Annotated in this window: 19 protein-coding genes; 7 read left to right on the top strand and 12 right to left on the bottom strand. The window is 58.1% G+C overall.

Annotated features, from left to right (window positions below; genetic code table 11):
* Positions 1 to 8: 8 nt before the first annotated feature.
* Complete coding sequence (locus tag ABIE02_RS16420) at positions 9 to 1,073, bottom strand: efflux RND transporter periplasmic adaptor subunit (RefSeq protein WP_059308562.1); 1,065 nt, start codon at positions 1,071 to 1,073, stop codon at positions 9 to 11.
* A 357-nt stretch (positions 1,074 to 1,430) separates the two neighbouring features.
* Entirely contained in the window at positions 1,431 to 4,151 is a 2,721-nt protein-coding gene (locus ABIE02_RS16425) for a cation-transporting P-type ATPase (RefSeq protein ID WP_336994784.1), read from the bottom strand.
* 487 nt (positions 4,152 to 4,638) lie between these two features.
* Between ABIE02_RS16425 and ABIE02_RS16430 the strand changes: the two genes are divergently transcribed.
* Positions 4,639 to 4,887, top strand: a complete 249-nt coding sequence (locus ABIE02_RS16430) for a DUF1158 domain-containing protein (protein WP_032616939.1) — start codon at positions 4,639 to 4,641, stop codon at positions 4,885 to 4,887.
* On the opposite strand, the gene ABIE02_RS16435 is transcribed toward ABIE02_RS16430, so the two are convergent.
* Positions 4,873 to 6,441: an alpha/beta hydrolase-fold protein gene (locus tag ABIE02_RS16435; RefSeq protein WP_336994785.1), complete on the bottom strand. Its 1,569-nt coding sequence runs from the start codon at positions 6,439 to 6,441 to the stop codon at positions 4,873 to 4,875. The two genes, ABIE02_RS16430 and ABIE02_RS16435, sit on opposite strands and share 15 nt — an antisense overlap.
* 122 nt (positions 6,442 to 6,563) lie before the next feature.
* On the opposite strand from ABIE02_RS16435, the gene ABIE02_RS16440 reads away from it, so the two are divergent.
* Positions 6,564 to 8,708: a TonB-dependent siderophore receptor gene (locus tag ABIE02_RS16440; protein WP_336994786.1), complete on the top strand. Its 2,145-nt coding sequence runs from the start codon at positions 6,564 to 6,566 to the stop codon at positions 8,706 to 8,708.
* A gap of 108 nt (positions 8,709 to 8,816) precedes the next feature.
* On the opposite strand, the gene ABIE02_RS16445 is transcribed toward ABIE02_RS16440, so the two are convergent.
* Both ABIE02_RS16445 and ABIE02_RS16450 read right to left on the bottom strand, forming a co-directional pair.
* Positions 8,817 to 9,158, bottom strand: a complete 342-nt coding sequence (locus ABIE02_RS16445) for a RamA family antibiotic efflux transcriptional regulator (RefSeq protein WP_032616935.1) — start codon at positions 9,156 to 9,158, stop codon at positions 8,817 to 8,819.
* Between the two features lie 32 nt (positions 9,159 to 9,190).
* A complete protein-coding gene (locus ABIE02_RS16450; protein ID WP_117385893.1) occupies positions 9,191 to 10,294 on the bottom strand; it encodes an MBL fold metallo-hydrolase in 1,104 nt (367 codons plus the stop codon).
* A gap of 190 nt (positions 10,295 to 10,484) precedes the next feature.
* Here ABIE02_RS16450 and ABIE02_RS16455 point away from each other — a divergent pair, with 190 nt between their 5' ends.
* The 3 genes from ABIE02_RS16455 to nfsB all read left to right on the top strand — a co-directional run bounded on the left by ABIE02_RS16455 (position 10,485) and on the right by nfsB (position 12,166).
* Complete coding sequence (locus ABIE02_RS16455) at positions 10,485 to 11,075, top strand: TetR/AcrR family transcriptional regulator (RefSeq protein WP_032616933.1); 591 nt, start codon at positions 10,485 to 10,487, stop codon at positions 11,073 to 11,075.
* Complete coding sequence (locus ABIE02_RS16460; protein WP_032616932.1) at positions 11,065 to 11,436, top strand: MmcQ/YjbR family DNA-binding protein; 372 nt, start codon at positions 11,065 to 11,067, stop codon at positions 11,434 to 11,436. Before ABIE02_RS16455 ends, ABIE02_RS16460 begins: the two co-directional genes overlap by 11 nt.
* 76 nt (positions 11,437 to 11,512) lie before the next feature.
* Positions 11,513 to 12,166: an oxygen-insensitive NAD(P)H nitroreductase gene (nfsB, locus tag ABIE02_RS16465; RefSeq protein WP_103791867.1), complete on the top strand. Its 654-nt coding sequence runs from the start codon at positions 11,513 to 11,515 to the stop codon at positions 12,164 to 12,166.
* 27 nt (positions 12,167 to 12,193) lie between these two features.
* On the opposite strand, the gene ABIE02_RS16470 is transcribed toward nfsB, so the two are convergent.
* From ABIE02_RS16470 to ABIE02_RS16480, 3 genes are all read right to left on the bottom strand, one after another.
* Positions 12,194 to 12,796, bottom strand: a complete 603-nt coding sequence (locus ABIE02_RS16470) for a hypothetical protein (protein ID WP_151583705.1) — start codon at positions 12,794 to 12,796, stop codon at positions 12,194 to 12,196.
* Between the two features lie 153 nt (positions 12,797 to 12,949).
* Positions 12,950 to 13,987 (bottom strand): DUF2157 domain-containing protein, encoded by a 1,038-nt coding sequence (locus ABIE02_RS16475; RefSeq protein WP_077226211.1) that lies wholly within the window; start codon positions 13,985 to 13,987, stop codon positions 12,950 to 12,952.
* Complete coding sequence (locus tag ABIE02_RS16480; protein WP_155166409.1) at positions 13,984 to 14,853, bottom strand: helix-turn-helix transcriptional regulator; 870 nt, start codon at positions 14,851 to 14,853, stop codon at positions 13,984 to 13,986. Before ABIE02_RS16480 ends, ABIE02_RS16475 begins: the two co-directional genes overlap by 4 nt.
* Positions 14,854 to 14,960: 107 nt before the next feature.
* Here ABIE02_RS16480 and ABIE02_RS16485 point away from each other — a divergent pair, with 107 nt between their 5' ends.
* Entirely contained in the window at positions 14,961 to 16,397 is a 1,437-nt protein-coding gene (locus ABIE02_RS16485; protein ID WP_103791865.1) for an MFS transporter, read from the top strand.
* Between the two features lie 66 nt (positions 16,398 to 16,463).
* A complete protein-coding gene (locus ABIE02_RS16490; protein WP_077226214.1) occupies positions 16,464 to 17,708 on the top strand; it encodes a mechanosensitive ion channel family protein in 1,245 nt (414 codons plus the stop codon).
* A 1-nt stretch (position 17,709) separates the two neighbouring features.
* On the opposite strand, the gene ABIE02_RS16495 is transcribed toward ABIE02_RS16490, so the two are convergent.
* From ABIE02_RS16495 to ABIE02_RS16510, 4 genes are all read right to left on the bottom strand, one after another.
* Complete coding sequence (locus tag ABIE02_RS16495; RefSeq protein ID WP_032616924.1) at positions 17,710 to 18,690, bottom strand: LacI family DNA-binding transcriptional regulator; 981 nt, start codon at positions 18,688 to 18,690, stop codon at positions 17,710 to 17,712.
* A 75-nt stretch (positions 18,691 to 18,765) separates the two neighbouring features.
* Positions 18,766 to 19,908 (bottom strand): Gfo/Idh/MocA family protein, encoded by a 1,143-nt coding sequence (locus tag ABIE02_RS16500; RefSeq protein WP_077226215.1) that lies wholly within the window; start codon positions 19,906 to 19,908, stop codon positions 18,766 to 18,768.
* Complete coding sequence (locus tag ABIE02_RS16505; protein ID WP_059308572.1) at positions 19,901 to 20,926, bottom strand: sugar phosphate isomerase/epimerase family protein; 1,026 nt, start codon at positions 20,924 to 20,926, stop codon at positions 19,901 to 19,903. Before ABIE02_RS16505 ends, ABIE02_RS16500 begins: the two co-directional genes overlap by 8 nt.
* Positions 20,927 to 20,937: 11 nt before the next feature.
* Positions 20,938 to 22,179: an MFS transporter gene (locus tag ABIE02_RS16510; RefSeq protein WP_077226245.1), complete on the bottom strand. Its 1,242-nt coding sequence runs from the start codon at positions 22,177 to 22,179 to the stop codon at positions 20,938 to 20,940.
* Positions 22,180 to 22,425: the final 246 nt, after the last annotated feature.

Genomic DNA, 22,425 nt, shown 5'->3' on the forward strand with positions numbered 1-22,425 from the left:
ATGGCTCCTTAATTGAGAATCTGAACGGCCGCGCCCGGCTGCACGCGCTGCGCGCCGTCGGTGATCGCTCGCTCGCCGGAAGTGACGCCGGACGCGATCCGGAACTGCTGGCCAATTTGCCCTGCGACGGCCAGCGGACGCATTTCTGCTTTGCCGTCGGCGTTAACCACCCAGGCATAGAATCCGTCGCCGTTTTGCTGCACCGCCGCGGCGGGCAGGGTCAGCACCGGCTGCTCGCTTGCCGGGCGCAGAAAGACATTCACATTCCCGCCGGGCAGCAGCTGATGGCGCGGATTCGCAAACTCGGCACGCAGCATCACGCTGGCGGTGCGCGGATCGATGCGGTTATCCACGGACGTCAGTTCACCGCTGATGCGCTGGCCGTTGCTGTCTATCAGCGCCTGCCAGGCCTTTTTCAGGGCACTGATATCCGCATGCTGTCCGACCTTGGTGGCAAACGCCCCCTCTTCCAGCGCAAAGGCGATGCGGATCGGGTCAAGCTGTACCACGTCCACCAGCACGCCGCTTGAGGGATTCACGAGGCTGCCCACGTGAAAGCGGCTGTGGCCCACGCGGCCATCGATGGGTGACGTGATGCGCGTGTACCCCAGCGTGACATGGCGGGTTTCCAGCCGGGCTTTCGCCTGCTCCAGCGCGGCGCGGGCAACGTCGCGCTGCATGCGGGCGTTATCCACGTCGTGGCGGCTGATGGCGTTATTGCTGCCCAGACTTTCGAAGCGGGAAAGCTGCTGCTGCGCCTGGCGCAGGGTGGCTTCAGCGCTTTGCACTTCGGCCTGTGCCAGCCGCACGGCGGCACGCGGCTCGGCGTCGTCCAGCTCGAACAGCAGGTCGCCTTTTTTCACATACTGTCCGTCGCGAAAGTTGATTTTGGTAATGGCGCCCTCCGCGCGGGCGCGCAGCTCAACGGTGTGAATGGCTTCAATGCGCCCGGGGATCTGGCGCTCGGCGGCATGGGCGGTCTGCTCCACGGTAGCGACGCGCACGGGAATGGCGGCGGCAAATGCGGGTTGCAGGGTGCTGGCGAGAAGCACGAACAGGAGCGGGAGTTTCATGGGTGTACCTCAGTGTAATTTTCCCCTCACCCCGGCCCTCTCCCCAAAGGGGCGAGGGAGAAAACCGAGCCGTCCTCTCTCCCCGCAGGTGGGGGGAGAAAACCGAGCCGTCCTCTCTCCCCACAGGTGGAGGAAGAAAACCGAGCGGTTCCATCCCCCCACAGGTGGAGGGAGAAAACCGGGCGGTACCATCACCCCACAGGTGGAGGGAGAAAACCGAGCAGCTCCCTCTTCCCACAGGTGGAGGGAGAGTGCCGAGCGGTTCCCACTCCAAACAGGTAGAAGGAGAGTGCCGGACTGTCCCCTCTCCCCTATGGGGAGAGGGTTAGGGTGAGGGGTAAGGTTTTACGTTTTCAGTTATGCAGCCTTACGGAACCTGCGGGTCAGTCGCTTCTCGATCTCGACGATGAAGAACATCGCGCTCGCCATACCCAGGGTGACACCCCAGTAGCGCAGCGGCAGGGCTTCGGTGCCGAACAGCATCTGCATAAACGGCAGGTAGATAATCGCCAGCTGCAGCAGGAGCAGCACGCCCGTGACCAGCCAGATCCCCTTGTTCGCCAGCAGACCGCGATTAAGGGAGAAGCCTTCGGTGTTGCGGCAGTTAATCATGTAGACCCACTGCGCACAGACAAGCATCTGCAGCAGCACGGTGCGGATGAACTCGGCGCTGTGGCCGCGCGGGGCCAGCCAGGCTTCCAGCGCAAAGGCGGCAACGGCAATCAGGGTGCCGACGAAGGCCACACGCCATACGGCGTAAGCATCCATCACGTGCTGGCCGGTCTGACGCGGCGGACGGCGCATGATGTTGCGCTCGGCGGCTTCAAAGGCCAGGCCGAAGGAGAGCGTGGCGGACGTGGCCATGTTCATCCACAGGATCAGCACCGGCGTCAGCGGAATAATGTTCCCGGCCAGCAGGGCAATCACAATCAGCAAACCCTGCGCGAGGTTAGTCGGCATGATGAAAAGGATGGTCTTCTTCAGGTTGTCGTAGACGCGACGCCCCTCTTTTACCGCGCTGGCGATGGTGGCGAAGTTATCGTCCGTCAGGACCATATCCGCCGCCTCTTTGGTGACTTCTGTCCCCTTGATGCCCATGGCGATGCCCACGTCTGCCTGGCGCAGGGCCGGTGCGTCGTTTACGCCGTCGCCGGTCATGCCGACGATCTCGCCCTGCTCCTGCAAGGCCTTCACCAGACGCAGCTTATGCTCCGGGCTGGTGCGAGCGAAGATGTCATACTCCACCGCCGCTTTCGCCAGTTCGCCATCGTCCATGTGCTCCAGCTGATAACCGGTCACCGCCTGGGCGCTGTTGGTGATCCCCAGCATCTGCCCGATGCTCATCGCCGTCTGCGGGTGATCCCCGGTGATCATCTTCACGCGGATCCCGGCCTGCTGGCAGGCGTGAATAGCGTCGATCGCCTCCGGGCGCGGCGGATCCATCATCCCGGCGATGCCGAGGAAGATCAGGCCGTGGTTCAGCACATCATGAGTCAGCGCCTGCCCCTCCTGAGCCGGTTTGAACGCCGCGGCCACCATGCGCAGCCCCTGACGGGCATAGCGCTCCATCTCCGCTTCCCAGTAGGCGCGGTTAAAGGCTTCTGGGCCGTTACGGGTCTGCTGCTCTGCGCAGAGGGCAAAAATCACGTCCGGCGCGCCGGTGATCAGGATCTGCTCCTCGCTACCGATTTGGTAGTGGGTACTCATGTACTTGTACTGCGAGTCGAACGGGATTTTGTTGATAAGCGTGGTCATCACCGGTGCAAGGTGGGCTTTCGCCGCCAGCACCTTCAGCGCGCCTTCGGTTGGCCCGCCGGTGATCCCCCACAGGCCGCGCTCGTCCTGAATCATCTGGCTGTCGTTACACAAATCGACGGTGCGCAGATACTGCTCCAGTACGGTGCCCGGCTGGATCTGCACCGGCTCGTCGCTGCCCTCAAGGCAGATCTTGCCTTCCGGGGCATAGCTGTCGCCCTCAACGCGATAGCAGCTGTCGGCGGTGATGATCGCCTTAACGGTCATCTCGTTCATTGTCAGGGTGCCGGTTTTATCCGAGCACACTACGGTCATCGCCCCTAAGGTTTCCACGGTAGGCAGCTTGCGGATGATTGCCCGCTGACGCGCCATCGCCTGTACGCCCAGCGACAGGATAATCGAGATGATGGCAGGCAGACCTTCAGGCACCGCCGCCACCGCCAGGCTAATCAACGACAGCAGCAGTTCGCCGAGCGGCATGTCGCGCAGCAGCAGGCTGAAGACAAAGAGCGCGGCCATCATCGCCATGATCAGCCCGAAGATGGCTTTGCCGAGCTTGTCCATCTGCACCAGCAGCGGGGTGCGGTGTTTTTCAATCCCGTCCATCATCTGATTGATGTGGCCCAGTTCCGTTTCCTGGCCGGTAGCAATCACCACGCCCATGCCGCCGCCCGCGCTGACGGTGGTACCGGAAAACAGCAGATTGGTCCGGTCGCCGAGGGTTAATTCTCCGGTTAACGGCTGAATATGTTTATCAACCACCGTGGATTCGCCGGTGAGGATCGCCTCTTCCACACGTAAATTATGCGCTTCAATCACTCGCATATCCGCGGGAATACGATCGCCAGCGCGTAATACAATAATATCCCCGGGAACTATTTCAATTGTAGGTATTGTTTCGTGAACGCCTTCACGAATAACGCGCGCATCGCTGGCGAGCATATTTCGAATGCTGCTCAGGGATTTTTCGGCGTTGCTCTCCTGAATATGACCAATTAAGGCATTAATCACCGCCACGCCCAGAATAACCAGCGTATCCACCCAGTGGCCCATTATTGCGGTTAAAACCGCGGCGGCCAGCAATACGTAAATTAAGACATCGTTAAAATGGGCCAGAAAACGCAGCCATGCGGGTCTGGCTTTTTTTGCCGGCAGGGCATTGGGGCCATGCTGCTGCAGGCGCGCCTGCACCTCTGCGCGGCTCAGTCCGGCCATGGTGCTGCGCTGTGCGGCAAGGGTCTGCTCGACGGTCTGCTGATAAGCGTGCGTCGGAGTGCGGTCCTGGCTGGACGGGGGCGTGTGGGGGTGATGCATTTTGGTCATATTTCAGCTCCTTCAGTTTGCGGTGAGCAAAAGCCTGAATTCCATGTCTGCTTTTAAAAATCGTGAGCGTTAATTTAATGGGTTGTCACGGCAATTAATTTAACGCACTATTATTTCTGTCGATGGCATTAAACAGAGAACGTTTCATTTCGTTACAGTGATTTTTACAAATTATTTTTAAACCTAAACTAAACGAGGGATAAGCATGTTTGGTATTTATCGCGGTCGGCGTCTGGCGTTATATATTATCGCTGCCATTGTTATTGCAACGTTAATTGGATATAGCACTTATACCTTTGTAAGATTATTAGCCGGAGGGTGACAATAATTTACATTAACGCAGGTTAATTGAATTAATGGACATGATGAGGGTAAATAATAGTGAATAAACGGGCGATTATTTATCGCCCGCCTGCTTTACGGTTGATATTGCTTTACGAAGCCCTATCCGTGACAATGTTATTTTTAACTGACGATTAACATAATCATGAAACACCCGTTAGAATCGCTGCTTACTGCGGGGGGCATTTTATTGATGGCCCTGCTGTCCTGCCTGCTGTTACCTGCGCCGTCCCTTGGGCTGGTGCTGGCGCAAAAGCTGGTTCAGACCTTTCACATGGTCGATCTGAACCAGCTTTACACCATTTTATTCTGCCTGTGGTTTTTAGTCCTCGGTGCCGTTGAGTTCTTTATCCTGCGCTTTATCTGGCGCCGTTGGTTTTCACTGGCGTCGTAAGCCCATGAAATCACGCATCCCGTGGATCAACGCTTCACACCAGGCCGCGTAGTCGTGGCCGCTCGACCACGGGTGGAAACTGACACGATAGCCTTTCTCCCGTAGCACCTGTTCGAAATCCTGCGTGGTGCGATAGATCCCCCTACCCGGCCCCGTGGTTTCAAACTTCCCGGCCTGCAGCCAGAAGCGCACCGGATACTGCGGCGACTGTTGATACTGCCGCGTCAGCCAGCCTGGTGCTTCATCTTTCGGCGCCCACCAGTAAGAGCCAGAAAGACTCAACACATTGCCAAACAGTCGCGGGTAGCGCAGCGCCACCCATGAGGAGGCGATCCCCCCGTAGCTTGAACCCGCCAGCACCGTTTTCTGCCGCTGCATCGCCACGCCCTGTCCGCGCAACCACGGCAACAGTTCATGCGCCATAAAATCGGCAAAAGCCGGGTTCGGCGGCAGCTCTTTACTGCGTCGGGCGTGATCGAGGCTGTCGATAAACACAACATTGACCGGGGGCAGATGATGGCGGGCGATCAGGCCATCCAGCACGTTAGCGAAATGGTAGTCATCCTGATAGATCTGTCCGTCGAACAGGATTAACGTCCAGCGGGCGGGTTGTGCGCCGCGCGGCTTGTAAATCATCACTTCCCGGGAATTGCCGAGGATTTTGCTGCTCAGCATCTGGCGGGTCAGGGTGCCGCTCACCAGCGGCTGCGCGGCAGCCTGCACCGAGCAGTAACGTGCCGGGCTGAGATCGAGCAGTGAATAGCGGTTCCAGCGATCTGCCTTCTGTTCACCAAAGGTGTTCGGGTTGAGCGGATCGGCCTGGGCGCTCACCAGGATCGCCCGTCGTTGATCCCGCGCGGAGCCGTCAATCACGGGGACATCAGGCGCGAGCTTGTACTGCATCACCGTATCGGCGGGCACGACGTAACTGCGAAACCAGACGTCGCTTTTGCCCAGACGGAACAGCGGGTCGTGATCCCCCGCCGGCGAGCCGAGAATAAATACGTTGCCGCGCGCCCCGCGCCACAGGAAGGTGACGCGCTTATGGCTGGCGTCTACCGGCTCCACCATCGGCGTTCCCTGCCGAATCTGCGCCTGCCAGAACGCATCAGTACTCCCACCGGCAGCAACCGTTTTTGCCAGCGCCTGCAACGTGGGGCTTTCAGGCTCCAGCATCTGTACGCGTGGTAAGGCAGAGGTCTCTTTCATCCGCCACTGAAAACGCCAGGGTTTGCCAGCTTCGCCGTGCAGCACCAGAGACGCGTTGTGTTTCACGGGCAGAGCAAACAACAGGGTGTGTTCACCGTCGGCGGGGCCATTTTCAACCAGCGTGCGAATGCGGCGGTTTTGCGCGTCCAGCAGGCGGGCATCCGTCACGCCGTTCAGCGTGGCAGAAACATAGTTTTCACTCAGCTCAGGCAGGATAAAACAGACTTCACCGCTGGCATCAAACTTTCCGTGAATGTCTCCCTGAAGGGACGAATGTTCGCACGTCACCGCCACCGCGGGCAGCGTCACTATCCCTAATAACAATCCACTCCATGCCCTCTTCATTACCGCAAGTTCCCCGACAAAATTTGTTAATAACGCTAATGCAAATGGTAATAGTTTGCAATATCATCTATCAGAATTAACCGGTGTTTTATGGCGATAGCAACCAAGGACGTTAAAAAAACATGTTTAAAAATAATAAGATAATGCAGGCATGGCTTCTTAGTCTGGCCACGGTCAGCGTGGCGGCCCAGGCAGAAAATAGAGAAGAAACCATGACGGTGACGCAGGGGACGAGTGAAGATCCTACCGCCCCTGTGAAGGGGATTGTGGCAACGAAGACGCTCTCTGCCACCAAGACCAGTGCAGAGATCGTGAGGACGCCGCAGTCGGTATCGGTGATCACCCGCGATCAGATGGACATGCAGGATGTGACCTCCGTTTCGCAGGCGCTGCGCTATTCGGCGGGGGTGTTTACCGAGTACCGCGGATCGTCTAACCGCAACGATGAGGTGTTTGTTCGTGGCTTTAGCTATGTGCCGAAATTCCTCGACGGCCTGAGCTTCGGTGCCACCGCCTCGTCACAGACGGGAACGATTGACCCCTGGTTACTGGAGCGCGTGGAGCTGGTTCGTGGCCCGGCATCGGTGTTGTTTGGCCAGGTCAATCCGGGTGGATTAATCAGCATGACCAGCAAGCGCCCGACCTCTGAATCTATTCACAACATTCAGTTCCGCACCGGCAATAACCACCTCGCGGAGGGCGCGTTTGATTTCGGCGGCAAGCTCAGCGACGATGGCCGCGTGCTGTATCGTGTTAACGGGATTGCCCGCACCCAGCATAATCAGGTAGAGGATTATAAAGAGACGCGCATGGCGATTGCGCCAGCGATCACCTGGTATCCTAACGATCAGACCCGCTTTACGCTGCTCACCAGCTACCAGAAAGATCCCGACGCGGGATACCGCAACTTTCTGCCCGCGTACGGGACGGTGAAAAGCGTCGACGGCAAATACATCCCGCGCGACTTTAACGTCAGCGACCCGGATTACGATCAATCCTGGCGCGAGCAGACGATGATCGGCTACGAGCTGGAACATCAGTTCGCCGATAACCTCATCTTCCGCCAGAACGCGCGTTACGCCACTATCAAGCAGAAGTATCGTTATCTTGTTTACGCCACCAGCGCCGCCAACAGTTCGGTATTGACCCGCCGCGCCCAGCATGAAGAGCGCACCACCAACGAGTTTGGCCTGGATAACCAGCTGGAATACCTGATGGATACCGGGCAAGTGAGCCATACGCTGCTCGGCGGATTCGACTATAAAACCAGCAAAGATAAACAGCTGCTGGAACGTGGGAGCGGTTCGCAGTACAACCTCGACTGGATGAACCCGGTCTACGGCGTGAATGTGGATGAAAGCAGCTTTACTACCGCCAGTAACGAACAGCAAAACCTCGATCAGATGGGCCTGTATTTGCAGGATCAGATGAGCTGGCATAACTGGGAGTGGCTGGTATCCGGGCGCTATGACTGGAGCGAAGTACGCACTAACGACTTCACCGATAGCAGCTTTACTCAGCAGAATGACAATAAATTCACCTGGCGTACCGGCCTGCTGTACGCCTTCGACTTTGGCCTGTCGCCGTACGTCAGCTACAGCACCTCGTTTGAACCGAACCTGCAAACCAACCGGGCACCGGGCGTAGGGCCGTTTAAACCGACCACCGGTGAGCAGACGGAGATTGGCCTTAAATATCAGCCGGTTGATACCACGCTGATGACCCTGGCACTGTACGATTTAACCCAGGATAACGTGGCGACCTATAACAGCACCGAAGGCTGGTTCGAGAATGCGGGCAAAGTGCGTTCGAAAGGCGTTGAGGCAGAAGTTCACTCCACGCTGATGGACACCATCAATCTGATTGGCTCGTACACTTACACCGACGCGAAAACCGAGAGCACGACGGTGGCTGGCACCGAAGGCAAAACGCCAGCGCGTATTCCGGCGCACATGGCCTCGGCGTTCGCCAGCTACACCCTGCCTGGCGGGCCGCTGAAGAGCCTGACCGCTGGCGTGGGCATGCGCTATATCGGCACCAGCTACGGCGACGCGAAAAACACCTTTAAGGTGCCTTCGGTAGATCTGTATGACGCGATGGTGAGCTATGAGCTGGGCGAGTTGAACAGCAGCCTGAAGGGGGCGAATCTGCAGTTTAACGTCAATAACATCGCCGACACCAAATACGTGGCTTCCTGCGCCAGCGATACGGCATGCTTCTACGGCATTGGCCGGACGATAACAGCGACGGTTAACTACAGCTGGTAAAGTGCTTTTTGTTGACGCGGTAAGCGCAGCGCCACCGGACAATACGGTATTGTGCCAATAAAAACGCCGGGTAGTGGCTACGCCCTACCCGGCCAACCTTCGATGCCTTCAGTGTGCCCGGCTGGGGTGATCCCTGCGGTAAGCCCCGGGCGGCTGGTTAAAGGTGCGGGTGAAGACGCGGGTAAAGGTCTGCTGGGAGTCAAAGCCGTAACGCAGGCAAATATCGTAAACTTTTTCGTCCGATTCACGCAGATCCCGCGCCGCCAGGCGCAGCTTACGTTCCCGAATGTAACGCCCCAGACTCTCGCCCTTATACTGCATAAACAGCCGCTGGAGGTGCCATTTGGAATAACCCGCATGGCGGGCGATATCCTCGATACGCAACGGCTGATGAAGGTTGTCGTCGATCCACTCGACTATGGTGTCGATAACCTGAGCGGAAATAGTCATGCTGCTCTCCCCCTCTGCTCTTCGATTAAACATTATTCCCACCACGCGCGAAATTGTTGCGTGGCATCATTCACTCTGAGTGGCTCCCCGAGTTCCGGCGTCAACAGGCGATAGGGTTTATCCTTGCTGGCCTGCGAAAGCTTGATCAGCGGGTCGTTCCAGGTGTGTTTTGCCAGTACAAAGCGGCCGGAGTGACCCGGCACTACCGCCCTGGCATTTAAATCCGTGGCGGCCTGCGCCGTTTCAGAGGGCTGCATGTGGATGTACTTCCAGTCCTGGTCGTACTGCCCGTTCTCCATGATCGCCAGATCGACGCTGCCAAACCGCTCCCCGATGGCGCTAAAGTGCGGGCCGTAGCCGGAATCCCCGCTGTAGAACACCTTTTGCTGCGGGGTGACAAACATAAAGCTGCCCCACAGCGTCTGGTTGCGCTTCAGCCCGCGCCCGGAGAAATGGCGCGCGGGCAGGACGTGTACGGTCAGGTCATCGCTGATGCGCACCGATTGATCCCAGTCCCGCTCCTCAATGATGGACGACTCCATGCCCCAGTAGCGCAGATGAGAACCCACGCCGAGCGGCGTGACCACGCGCCTCACTTTTGGCAGAAGCGCCTTGATGGTGGCGTAGTCGAGATGGTCGTAGTGATCGTGGGAGATAATCAGCAGATCGATGTCGGGCATCTCTTCCGCGTGCCACGGATATTCCCCGGCAAAGGCTTTGTTGAGGAAGGAGAACGGCGCCGCGTAATTGCTGAACACCGGGTCGATCAGGATACGTTTGCCCGCCAGCTGCAGATACCACGAGGAGTGACCGAGCCAGACCAGGGTGTCCTGATCCAGCGGCAGCTGTGCCAGATCGGTTTTGACCAGCGGCAGGGGCTGGGCCGGACGCGCGTTTTCACGTTTCGTCACCAGAAAATCCCACCAGGCCGCCAGCATGTTCTTGTTGCCGGTAAAGCCCGGTGTGGGCAAGGTGTTATGGAACTGCCCGTCGCGATACTGCGGCGAAGCGGCAAACTCACTTAGCTGCGCGCCCTGTGGCGGCTGGCCGAATCCGGCATTCAGTACGAACGGCAAACTCGCCGCTGATGCAATAATCATCACTACCACCAGGCTAATAATAAAACGCTTTTTCATATCCCGACCCGAATTCGCGCCCCATCCAATGGCCTGCGCGGGCAAAACTTGATTATGAGTGAGTAAGCACTCATTATAGGAGTGATGCGAAAGTCGTCAAGACGTTTTAAGAACTTTGACATTCCGCGTTGCAGCCCCGCAAAGAGCATGATTCAATCAAGGTTTTTGCACATAAACTGGAGGAAATGCAGTGGCTCGTCCGAAAAGTGAAGATAAAAAACTGGCGTTGCTGGACGCGGCAACCTCCGCTTTTGCCCAGTCGGGCATTGCGGCTTCAACCGCGTTAATCGCCCGCAGCGCAGGGGTGGCTGAAGGCACCCTGTTTCGCTATTTCGCCACCAAAGACGATCTGCTCAATGCCCTCTACCTGCACCTGAAACAGGATCTGTGCCAGACCATGCTGGCGAATATGGATCGTGCCCTCACCCAGCCGAAAGAGCATACCCGCAATATCTGGAACAGCTACGTTGACTGGGGGATCCGTAACCCGATGGCCCACGGTGCGATCCGCCAGCTCGGGGTGAGCGAGAAGATCAACGCCGAGACCGAACAGGCGGTGCACGAGATGTTCCCGGAACTGCATGAGCTTTGCCGCCGTCATATCCGCCCGGTGTTTATGTCTGAAGATTTTCGTCTGTTTGGCGATGCGCTGTTTTTATCGCTGGCGGAGACAACCATGTCCTTCGCCACCCGCGAACCGGCGCGCGCCACCGAATTCAAGGCGCTGGGTTTTGAAGCCATGTGGCGCGCGCTGGCCGAAGAGGATAGCCATGGACAGTAAAACGCTCGCCGCCTGCGCACAGCAAGTGGCACTGGAACTGCCCTTTACCGAGCACTGCTGGCCGTTTGGACCGGAATACGATGTGTTCAAAGTGGGCGGCAAGATTTTTATGCTGATGGGCGTGGCGCACGGGCGTCAGCACGTCAGCCTAAAGTCCGATCCGCAAAAATCGCTGCTCAACCAGCAGATCTACCGCGGGATCGAGCCGGGCTACCATCTGAATAAAAAGCACTGGATCTCGGTTTACGCAGCGGAGGATATCACCCCTGAGCTGATAGCCGATCTGGTCAACGATTCGTGGCATCTGGTGGTGGATAAGTTGCCGAAGAAAGAGCAAAAACGGTTACGCCCCGGCGGTTAAGCGCTCGGAATGCCCTTACCTTTGTTCACCTCTCTTTGTATCATTTTCCCTTTTGCACTTAATCCCAGGAGTCGTAATGGATATCATCTCTGTTGCCTTGAAGCGTCACTCTACCAAGGCCTTTGATCCGAACAAAAAATTGACTGCCGACCAGGCGGAACAGATTAAAACCCTGCTGCAGTACAGCCCGTCCAGCACCAACTCGCAGCCATGGCACTTTATCGTGGCCAGCACCGAAGAAGGTAAAGCCCGCGTGGCGAAATCCGCAGCCGGTGGCTTTGTCTTCAACGAACGCAAAATGCTGGACGCCTCTCACGTGGTGGTCTTCTGCGCCAAAACCGCGATGGACGATGCATGGCTTACGCGCGTCGTGGATCAGGAAGAGGCCGATGGCCGTTTCGCCACCCCGGAAGCGAAAGCCGCCAACCACAAAGGCCGCACCTTCTTTGCCGATCTGCACCGTGTCGATCTGAAAGATGACCACCAGTGGATGGCGAAACAGGTTTACCTGAACGTCGGCAACTTCCTGCTGGGCGTGGCCGCGATGGGTCTGGACGCCGTGCCGATTGAAGGCTTTGACGCCGCGGTCCTCGACGAAGAGTTTGGCCTGAAAGAGAAAGGCTTCACCAGCCTTGTGGTGGTGCCGGTTGGCCATCACAGCGTGGAAGATTTTAACGCCACGCTGCCAAAATCGCGCCTGCCGCTGAGCACGGTTGTGACTGAGTGCTAAGACAAACGGGCCGCAGAAAGCGGCCCGTTACTTTTTACTGATAACCAGTCTGCGATGCGGATGCACGTCACGATCGTCTCCCCAGGCGAACGTAATCCAACGCTCTTCCAGTTCAGCGTAAGAATGAATCGGCGTTAAATGCCACTCTTCCCCGCCAGTGCCGTCCGCCACACCGATCTGATAATTCATGTTAAACGCCCAGTCGATCATCCGTAGCCAAAAGCGCTGCCCGTCTCCGGTTTGTTCGCTGTCTGACACAACAATGTCGTATTCGCTGAGTACCCACTGAAAGAATAATTGTGGTAATCCGCTTATCACGCGTTGATGGACAGCGCGTGGCGTACGCCAGACCATAACTTGCGTAGCGGCACCGTGGGGAAAGGTAATTTTTTTATGAAACGCCAGCTTAACGGCATAGGCCGTGTAAGGCTTACCGCTATCGGTGGTCACGAGACGGTATTCATCGCCATAACGCGATTTCAAAAGTTGGTATCCCACAGGAAGCAAAAAACCCGGCAGGTGAAAATCCATTGTGCCCCGTGCCAGAAACGCTTCGGTATGTTCGACGTTTCGGGAGATAAGGCCGAGTTTTTGGCTGAAATCTGCGGAATCAATCATCAGTGGCGACACGGGTGGTTTCTCATCGCGTAAGTATAGTCCACATTACTCTTCATCTAAATGACGTAGATTCAGTAGGTTGGTTTAAATTAAAACCCACCTTACGCGTTTTGAGAGCCTTTTACAGAACGGGCTGCCGATCCCGGAAGCCCCCTCGCAAAAGATTTACTTCGCCGCTTTTCCCGCGTGCCAGATCCGCTCCGCATAACGTCCAATCACCGCCAGCGATGCCGCCAGGATCAGGAAAAACAGCACCTTGTTCATTCCATCCCAGAAGTATTCGAAATAGCGGGTGTAGAGGTTAATGGCCAGAAAAGTCAGGCCAAACCCGCGCAGCATGCCGTCGTCGGTTTTCAGGCTGATCCAGATACAGATCCCCGCCGCCACGGCAAACAGCAGCACCCACGGCAGCAGCGCCGCACGGGTAGCACCGTACCCGCCATTATCGATATCGTAATGACCAAAAATCGACATGATCCACAGGGCGACAAACAGATAGGTTAGCCCCATCGCTTTACTGGTGGTGTACAGATGGCGTTTGCGCAGCATCCCACGCAGCCACCAGCACAGGGCCAGCAGCGCGCCGCCGAAGAAGATAAAGCGCATCGGGTAGCTCATCCCCAGCCAGTAGGCTCCCCAGCCGGACATATAGCCAGTCTCTGCGCCGAACCAGTTGCCAAGCGAGAGCAAAAAGAACAGCCACACCAGGCCAGAGCGGCCTAAGAACCCGACCAGCCCATAAATGACGCAACCCAGCAGGAACAGCGGCGCGATATGGCCGCTGCCGGTATCAAGCCGCTCCCCCAGTTGCCAGAGGGCGATGGCGGTAAAAAATACGCCGAGGAATAAAATCGCCTCGGTGCTGTAGTGCCACTGCGTTTCCCGCCGCTGGCGGCTGAATCCCCACAGATAGAACAGCACGGCAACCAGCGCAGGCAGCCCGATGCGGGCGAGGGTTGAGAAGGCAAAAAATTCAATAATGCGCGCCATCAGTTCGCTGTCAGCAAACAGGCTACCGATAGCGATGATGACGCAGGCGATAGCCGTCCAGAAGGCGTAGCGACTGAGGCGCTGCCAGTCCAGGGTGACGCGTTTTAAGCTACTGGCCAGACGTTGATGCTCGTCGGGGGTGAGTGCCCCTTCCTGTTGCCACTCGGTGAGGGCGCGGCGCAGGAGGCGTTCCTGCTTGCGGGTGACGTTCATTTTGCCTGCTCCGTCAGCCACGCCAGCGCGCGCTCGCCTGCATCATCCACTGGCAGATAAACCAGCAGCCGCGAGCCGTTGCGCGGGGCGGAGTACCAGTACATCTGCTGGAGATGAAAATCGCCCAGCTCAGGATGGGTAAAGAGCTTGAGCTGGTTTTCCACGCCGCGCACGTCGTTGCGCTGGTGCCACAGGGTTTTGAACTCCTCAGAGACCGCAAAGAAGCGCGCCAGTTTGGCCTCCCACTGCGGATCGCCCCGGTGCTCGGCCATCGCCGCGCGGAAGTAAGAGACAAAGATCGGCAGCACGTCATCGCGCTTACCGAGGCGGGCGCGCCACGCCGGGTGGGTAAGGAACAGATAAATACAGTTACGGTCTTCCGGGGGAATGGTGTTGAAATCCACGCCCATCAGATGACCGAAGCTGTCGTTCCACGCCACGATATCGAAATTTGGTTTCTGAATGCTGGCAGGTTTTGGCATCAGGGTGTCCAGCAGACGACGGGTGCCCTCGCTGATCCCCTCACAGCAGACCGCCTGAGGTGCTTCGCCCGGTGGCAATCCGGCCAGCAGGAACAGGTGCCGGGCTTCGGTCGGGGTACACTGCAAGGCTTTCGCCACCGCCGCCATCACCGCGCTGGAGGGGTTCACATCCCTGCCCTGCTCAAGCCAGGTGTACCAGGTTACGCCCACGTCGGCCAGCAGGGCCACCTCTTCCCGGCGCAGGCCCGGCGTGCGACGGCGGCCGCTGCGCGGTAAGCCGAGGCGCTGCGGATCGAGACTTTCTCGTCGGGCGCGTAAAAATGCGCCCAGCTGTTTACGGGTGTCATCCTGGAGTGAGGTGACGGGTTCAGACATCAGCGCCATATTGCCCCCTGCATGGTAGTACCAGTACCAGTATAAGCAAGAACTGGTACCCGTTTATCAGATGGTTGATGCTACGACGCTACGCTGTTTGACGCAATGGAGTCACCATGAATACGTCAGTTGTTTCACCGGGCCGGGCAGGCCTGATATTGCTGTTAACTGGCCAGATGCTGCCGCTGATTGATACCTCAATCACCAACGTGGCGCTGGATTCTATTACCCACTCCCTGCACGCCACCGCCACCGAACTGGAGCTGATTGTTGCCCTCTACGGCGTGGCCTTTGCCGTCTGCCTGGCGCTCGGCAGCAAGCTGGGGGATAACCTTGGCCGTCGTCGTCTGTTTATGTGGGGCGTGGCGAGCTTTGGCCTGGCCTCGCTGCTGTGCGGCATGGCGGGGAATATCGAGCAACTGCTGGCCGCGCGCGTCGTCCAGGGTGCCGGGGCGGCGCTGATCATGCCGCAAATTCTCGCCACCCTGCACGTGACGCTCAAAGGCAGCGCCCACGCGAAGGCGATTAGCCTGTTTGGCGGCATCGGCGGGATTGCGTTTATCGTCGGGCAGATGGGCGGTGGCTGGCTGGTGTCGGCGGATATCGCCGGGCTGGGCTGGCGTAACGCCTTCTTTATCAACGTGCCGATCTGTCTGCTGGTGCTGGCCCTGAGCCGTCGCTACGTGCCGGAAACCCGCCGCGATACGCCGTCGCGCATCGACTGGCCGGGCACCGCGCTGCTGGCCGTCATCCTCTGCTGCCTGCTGTTCCCGATGGCGCTCGGTCCGCAGTGGCACTGGTCATGGCCGCTGAAGGCCATGCTTATCGCCATTGTTCCGCTGGCCGGGTTAATGGCGCTGAATGCGCGTAAAAAAGAGCGCGAAGGTGCCCACCCGCTGATCCCGCCGCGTCTGCTACAACTCGGCAGCATCCGTTTCGGGGTGCTGATTGCGGTACTCTTTTTCAGCGTCTGGTCCGGGTTTATGTTCTGCATGGCGCTGACCATGCAAACCGGTCTGGGAATGGCACCTTGGCAGTCCGGTAACAGCTTTATCGCCCTCGGCGTGACGTACTTTGTCTCGGCGTGGTTTGCCCCGCGCCTGATTGCCCGCTACAGCACCAGCACGATTTTGCTGACCGGTCTGGCAATCCAGATAACCGGTCTGCTGGCGTTGATCGCCACCTTCCGCTACTGGGGAATGGCGAACACTGCCCTGACCCTCGCCCCGGCGACAGGGCTGGTGGGCTACGGCCAGGCGTTGATTGTGAACAGCTTCTACCGTATCGGGATGCGCGATATTCAGCCCGACGACGCCGGGGCCGCCAGCGCCATTCTCAGCACCCTGCAACAGGCGGCGCTTGGCCTCGGCCCGGCCCTGTTTGGCGCGATCTTACTTCATGCCCTGCACAACCATCACGGGGATTACGCCCAGGCGATTAACGTCTTCCTGGTTGTCGAAACCGTCATGATGCTCGTGCTGGCACTCGCCACCCTGCGGCTGCGCCACCGCCTCTGCCTGCCGGTGGTGAAGACCTGTCAGGCGGTAAAATAAGCCTGCGAATTTGCATAATAGATCCGCAGCCGCCATTATGGCGGCTGCATTAATACAGGAGACGTTATGCAGGAGTTCATTTCCCTGATCGAAGAGTCAGGCATTGAAATTAATCACACCACTTCAATCGCGATCATCTTTGGCATTATTTTTCTTACCGCCGTCATTATTCACTTTATTCTGCACAAAATCGTGCTGCGGGCTTTTGAAAAACGCGCCCGGGCCAGCAGCCATTTATGGCTGCAAATCATTACCGAGAATAAGTTATTTCACCGTCTGGCCTTTACCCTGCAGGGGATAATCGTCAATGTCCAGGCGGTATTGTGGCTGCAAAAAGGCAGCGATGCGGCAGAAATACTCACCACCTGCGCAAAGCTGTGGGTAATGGTGTATGCCCTGCTGGCGTTTTTCTCGCTGCTGGACGTGATCTTCAATCTGTCGCAAAAAATGGCCACCGCCTCGCAGCTGCCGCTGAAGGGGATTTTCCAGGGCATTAAGCTGGTGAGCGCCATTCTGGTGGGGATCCTGATTATCTCCCTGCTGATCGGCCAGTCCCCCGCCATTCTGATTAGTGGCCTGGGGGCGATGGCGGCGGTGCTGATGCTGGTGTTCAAAGACCCCATTTTAGGGCTGGTGGCGGGCATTCAGCTCTCCGCCAACGACATGCTCAAGCTCGGCGACTGGCTGGAGATGCCGAAATACGGTGCCAACGGTACGGTGACCGACATCGGCCTGACCACCGTCAAGGTGCGTAACTTCGATAACACCATCACCACTATCCCGACCTGGGCGCTGGTCTCCGATGCCTTCATCAACTGGAGCGGCATGTCGGCCTCTGGCGGACGGCGCATTAAGCGCAGCCTGAACATCGATACCACCAGCATCCATTTTCTCGACGAGCAGGAACAACAGCAGTTAATACAGGCGAAGCTGCTGAAGCCCTATATGGCCACGCGCCACGAAGAAATTACGCTGTGGAATCAGGAGAATGGCGAAGGTGATTCGGTTCTGAACATGCGCCGGATGACCAATATTGGCACCTTCCGCGCCTACCTGAATGAATATCTGCGCAACCATCCGCGTATTCGCCAGGATATGACCCTGATGGTGCGGCAATTAGCACCGGACGCCAACGGGCTACCGATTGAAATATATGCGTTTACCAACACCGTGATCTGGGCGGAATATGAAGCCATTCAGGCCGATATTTTCGACCATATTTTCGCGGTGATTGATGAATTTGGTCTGCGCATTCACCAGACGCCGACCGGAAACGATATTCGCTCACTGGCAGGCGTTCTGGCGAAATAACTCAGCTACTGGCGCGGGAAATAAAGCGCCAGTTCATCATCACCCGTTCGGTGGGGGCGTCGGGGTTGTCGATTTTATTCAGCAGCAGATCGACCGCCTTACGCCCGATATCCCGCGACGGCTGCTTGATGGTGCTGAGCGGCGGCGAGACCATTTCAGAGAGTTCAGTGCCGTCGAACCCCACCACGGCGATATCCTGCGGGATACGCAGACCGGCCTTTTCGATGGCGCGCAACGCACCAGCGGCCAGGGTATCGGACACCGCAAAAACCGCATCCGGGCGCGGTTCCGCCGCCAGTAGTCGGGTCATGGCCGCCATGCCGGCCGCCGCGCTGAGATCGCTGGCGTACTCAATGGCCTGATACGATAGATCGCGCAGGTGCAGCACGCTTTTGTAGCCCCGCTCGCGCAGGCGGGCATATTTGTAGCTCAGGTCGTGGTTGATCAGGGCGATACGCTGACGCCCGCCGTCGGCCAGGCGGCTGACCACGTGCTGGGAGGCATCGACGTCGTTAATGCCGACGCAGGAGACTGCCCCCGCATCGGCATATTCAGCGCACTGCACCCAGGGCGCATCGCCAATCAGCGCCGCCAGCTCGGTGAGCCGGGTAAACGCATCCATGGTGATAATGCCATCGACCATTTTGCCGGTCAGCAGGCTTAGCCCTGAACGGGAACGTTCAATATCGGAGCCGGAGTTGCACAGCAGAATGCGATAGCCGTTTTTCTCTGCCTGCTCCTCAATGCCTTTCACCACCTCAGCACAGAACGGGTTAGCAATGTTGGAAACCATCACCAGGATCATAAAGCTGCGCGAGGTGCGCAGCTGACGGGCAAGAAGATTGGGCTGATAGTTAGCCTCTTTAATCGCCTGCAAGACGCGATCGCGATTTTTGGCTTTGACGGTATCGCTGTTATTCAGCACACGCGATACCGTCGCCACCGAGACGCCCGCCAGTTGGGCGATTTTCTGAATTGACATAGCGACGAGTGATCCTGCAGTTAGCGTTAGCAGCAGGCTACCATAAATTCATTGCCCGGCGTACCGGGCAAGGTGTTACTGCGCGACGCTGACCCAGCGCTGCTGCTGATGGCTTTTCACTATGGCATCAATGATATACATCACGTTCGCCCCGTCATGGAAGGTGGCAAACAGCGGCTTTTCGGGCATCCTGCCCGCCTGTACCGCCCGATAAAACTGCGCCATCATGTTCTTAAACGCATCCGGCCAGCCTTCGATGTGGCCGCCCGGGAAGTGGGCGCTGTCGGCCACGTCACGGTTCATCAGCCCCGGATCGTCCGTCAGCGTCTGGTTAGCCTGCGCGCGATGGCCGACCCACAGCTGCTGGGGCACCTCCTGATCCCAGGCCACGGAGCCGTCGCTGCCGTTCACCTCCAGGCTCAGGCGGTTTTTCCGTCCGGCGCTCACCTGCGAGACGTTAAAGCTGCCCTTGCTGCCATCGTCGAAGCGGAACAGCACCGAGCCAAAATCCTCGGTGGTGACGGGTTTGTCTTCATAGACGGCGTCGGCTGCCTGGCTGAAGGTCTGATGACCGGCCACGTTCGCCTTGCGGGTCGGCCAGACGATAGAGAGGTCAGCCATGACCTCAGTGATGCGCCGCCCGGTAATAAACTGGATTGTGTCGCACCAGTGGGAACCGATATCGGCCACCGCACGCGACGCCCCCCCGAGCGCGGCGTCGACACGCCAGTTGTAATCTGTTTCCAGCAACATCCAGTCCTGCAAATAGCTGCCATGGGCGGCAAACAGCCGTCCGAGCGTGCCCGCCTCCACCATGCTCGCCGCCTGGCGTACCATAGCAAACTGGCGATAAACAAAGCTCACGCCGTGCACCACGCCCGCCTGCTCCGCCAGCGCAACCAACTCCCGCGCCTCGTCCGGGGTCATGCACAGCGGTTTTTCGGAAAAGACATGCTTCCCGGCACGCAGGATCTGGCGGTTGATCTCCGCATGCAGATGGTTTGGCGTGCAGTTGTGGACCACGTGGAGATCCGGGTGCGCCAGCAATGCCTCCACGCTGCCGTAGGCATGGGGGATGTTCAGTGCCCGGGCCTTCTCCTCGGCCTGTGCCTGGGTGCCGTCGCACAGGGCGACAACCTGCACAAAGCCGAGACGGCGCAGGGCTTCGATGTGCGCCGGGCCGATAAAGCCGCTGCCGATAATGCCGACGTTAATCATGAAGTTCTCCTGCGGCGAAATCGTCAAACGCCCGGTCGGAGACCGGAATAATGTGGCGGGAGATAAACTCACGCCCTTCCCGTGCGCCGGTATCGCCCTCTTTCAGGCAACACTCCCACTCCAGAACCGCCCAGCCGTCGTAGTCGTACTGCGTCAGCTTGCTGAAGATGCCCTTGAAATCGATCTGCCCGTCGCCCGGCGAGCGAAAGCGCCCTGCGCGGTTAATCCAGCTTTGATAGCCGCCATACACGCCGCTGCGTCCGTTGGGGCGGTACTCGGCATCTTTAACGTGAAACGCCTTGATGCGGGTATGGTAGTGGTCGATAAAGGCCAGATAATCCATCTGCTGTAGCAGCAGGTGGCTCGGATCGTAGAGAATGTTGCAGCGCGGATGGTTATCCACCAGCGCCAGAAAACGCTCGAAGGTCACGCCGTCGTGCAGATCTTCTCCGGGGTGGATCTCATAGCAGACATTCACCCCCTGCTCGTCGAAGGCGTCCAGAATCGGACGCCAGCGGCGGGCCAGCTCGCTGAACGCCTCCTGGAAACGCGCCTCGTTATGGGGCGGCCAGGGATACATCCACGGCCAGGCCAGCGAGCCCGAGAAGGTGGCATGGGCGGTCAACCCAAGCCGTGCCGATGCGACCGCCGCCTTTTTCACGATATCGGTGGCCCACGCCTGGCGGGCAGCGGCATTACCGCGCACCGCCTGCGGGGCGAAGTTATCAAACGCCTCGTCATAGGCCGGATTCACGGCGATAAGCTGACCTTCCAGATGGGTGGACAGCTCGCTTACCACCAGTCCGTGCTGCGCCAGCTTGCCGCTTATCTCATCGCAGTAGGTCTGGCTTTCTGCCGCCAGCTCCACGTCAAATATCGCCTTGTGATTGCAGGGAATTTGCAACGCTTTGTAGCCTTTTTCCGCTGCCCAACCTGCCAGCCCGTCGAGCGTGTTAAACGGGTGTTGCCCGCCGATAAACTGCGACAGAAAAATGCCTGGACCTTTAATTGTCCTCATACCACCTCCAGTTAGTGCGCCTTTTCTTCGTCATATTTGAACGAGAAGAGGAAAATCAGCGCGATGACCGCAGCCGCCACCGCCGGGATCCACCAGAAGGTGACCCAGGCTTGTGGAACGGTCTGCCCCGCCACCAGGCGGTTGTACAGCGCGCCGGAAATCTGTGAGCCGAGCAGCATGCCGATACCGTAAGTGAACATCACGATCATGCTCTGCGCCTGGCCTTTTACCTTTTCGCCCGCCACGCGGTCGGTGTAGATAAAGCCCACCACAAAGAAGAAGTCATAGCAGACGCCGTGCAGCAGGATGCCGAGATACAGCAGGATACGTCCCTCTTCGCTCATGCCCAGGGCAAACATGGCGTAACGGACGAACCACGCCAGCATGCCGATCAGCAGCATGTATTTCACGCCCAGACGGCGGAACAGCAGCGGGATCACCAGCATGAAGAAGATTTCAGACATCTGGCCAAAGGACATGGCGGTACTGACATCAGCGATACCGGCATCGGCCAGATAGGACGCGGTGTAGGCGTAGTAAGTGCCCAGCGGAACGGAGATCAGCATCGCGCACAGGCAGAAGATAAAGAAGTGACGGGTTTTCAGCAGCGCGAAGGCGTCGGCGCAGAAGAGATCGCGCATCTGCACTGGCATCCCTTTGGCCGGCGCCGGCGTGTGCGGCAACGTCAGGCTATAGAGCGCCAGCAGGACGGAGCTGGCCGCCGCTACGTGGAAGATGGTGACGCTGGACGCCACGCCGGTCACGCCGATAAAGATCCCGGCCACAATCCAGCCAATAGTGCCGAATACGCGAACCACCGGGAAGGTCTTATCGACGTTCGCCAGGCTGTGGAAGGCAATGTTGTTGGTCAATGCCAGGGTCGGCATGTAGCAGAGCGTGTAGCCAAACAGCAGGCCGATCAGCAGCGCACCGTTTTCCGCAATTAATGCCCCCGGCACGAACCACAGGATTGCCGCGCCAGCGAGGTGCATTACCGCCATCACCTTTTGCGAGGCGAAGAAGCGGTCCACCAGCATGCCGAGGACAAACGGCGACAGAATAGAGGCAATCGGCCCGGCAGAAAAAGCATCGCCGATCAGCAATGACATGTTGTGCTGGGTCATGACCAGACCGAGGGTAACTGACCAGCTACCCCAGATAAAAAATTGCAGGAACATCATCAGCGACAGGCGCGGCACCAGCATCCGGTGCTGCCCTATCACCTTTCCACTACTTTCAGTTGTTGACACCATGATCATCCCCACCCTTAAAAAGTAATCGATTACAAACCGTATCAAATGAAAAGTAATCGATTACAAAATAAAGATCCTGTGGATCGATTCAGAAGTGCGAGGAGGGTCACGATAAAGGTTTGGATTGGGGCGAGCAGGTGCCGGGTGAGAGGTGCGCCTTGCCCGGAATAGGGGTTGTCAGGCTTGTGAGAGCGCCGCGCCGCAATATAGTTGCAGTTGCAGTTATAGCCTTTTGGCTATAATCTT

This window comes from Leclercia sp. 1548 (assembly GCF_050435045.1).
In the GTDB taxonomy this organism is placed as follows: Bacteria; Pseudomonadota; Gammaproteobacteria; order Enterobacterales; family Enterobacteriaceae; genus Enterobacter; species Enterobacter adecarboxylatus.

Bases quoted from the DNA above. Each gene is read 5' to 3' on its own strand.
- ABIE02_RS16420 (WP_059308562.1), bottom strand. From the start codon at position 1,073: ATGAAACTCCCGCTCCTGTTCGTGCTTCTCGCCAGCACCCTGCAACCC.
- ABIE02_RS16425 (WP_336994784.1), bottom strand. From the start codon at position 4,151: ATGACCAAAATGCATCACCCCCACACGCCCCCGTCCAGCCAGGACCGC.
- ABIE02_RS16430 (WP_032616939.1), top strand. From the start codon at position 4,639: ATGAAACACCCGTTAGAATCGCTGCTTACTGCGGGGGGCATTTTATTG.
- ABIE02_RS16435 (WP_336994785.1), bottom strand. From the start codon at position 6,441: ATGAAGAGGGCATGGAGTGGATTGTTATTAGGGATAGTGACGCTGCCC.
- ABIE02_RS16440 (WP_336994786.1), top strand. From the start codon at position 6,564: ATGTTTAAAAATAATAAGATAATGCAGGCATGGCTTCTTAGTCTGGCC.
- ABIE02_RS16445 (WP_032616935.1), bottom strand. From the start codon at position 9,158: ATGACTATTTCCGCTCAGGTTATCGACACCATAGTCGAGTGGATCGAC.
- ABIE02_RS16450 (WP_117385893.1), bottom strand. From the start codon at position 10,294: ATGAAAAAGCGTTTTATTATTAGCCTGGTGGTAGTGATGATTATTGCA.
- ABIE02_RS16460 (WP_032616932.1), top strand. From the start codon at position 11,065: ATGGACAGTAAAACGCTCGCCGCCTGCGCACAGCAAGTGGCACTGGAA.
- nfsB (WP_103791867.1), top strand. From the start codon at position 11,513: ATGGATATCATCTCTGTTGCCTTGAAGCGTCACTCTACCAAGGCCTTT.
- ABIE02_RS16475 (WP_077226211.1), bottom strand. From the start codon at position 13,987: ATGAACGTCACCCGCAAGCAGGAACGCCTCCTGCGCCGCGCCCTCACC.
- ABIE02_RS16480 (WP_155166409.1), bottom strand. From the start codon at position 14,853: ATGGCGCTGATGTCTGAACCCGTCACCTCACTCCAGGATGACACCCGT.
- ABIE02_RS16485 (WP_103791865.1), top strand. From the start codon at position 14,961: ATGAATACGTCAGTTGTTTCACCGGGCCGGGCAGGCCTGATATTGCTG.
- ABIE02_RS16490 (WP_077226214.1), top strand. From the start codon at position 16,464: ATGCAGGAGTTCATTTCCCTGATCGAAGAGTCAGGCATTGAAATTAAT.
- ABIE02_RS16495 (WP_032616924.1), bottom strand. From the start codon at position 18,690: ATGTCAATTCAGAAAATCGCCCAACTGGCGGGCGTCTCGGTGGCGACG.
- ABIE02_RS16500 (WP_077226215.1), bottom strand. From the start codon at position 19,908: ATGATTAACGTCGGCATTATCGGCAGCGGCTTTATCGGCCCGGCGCAC.
- ABIE02_RS16505 (WP_059308572.1), bottom strand. From the start codon at position 20,926: ATGAGGACAATTAAAGGTCCAGGCATTTTTCTGTCGCAGTTTATCGGC.
- ABIE02_RS16510 (WP_077226245.1), bottom strand. From the start codon at position 22,179: ATGGTGTCAACAACTGAAAGTAGTGGAAAGGTGATAGGGCAGCACCGG.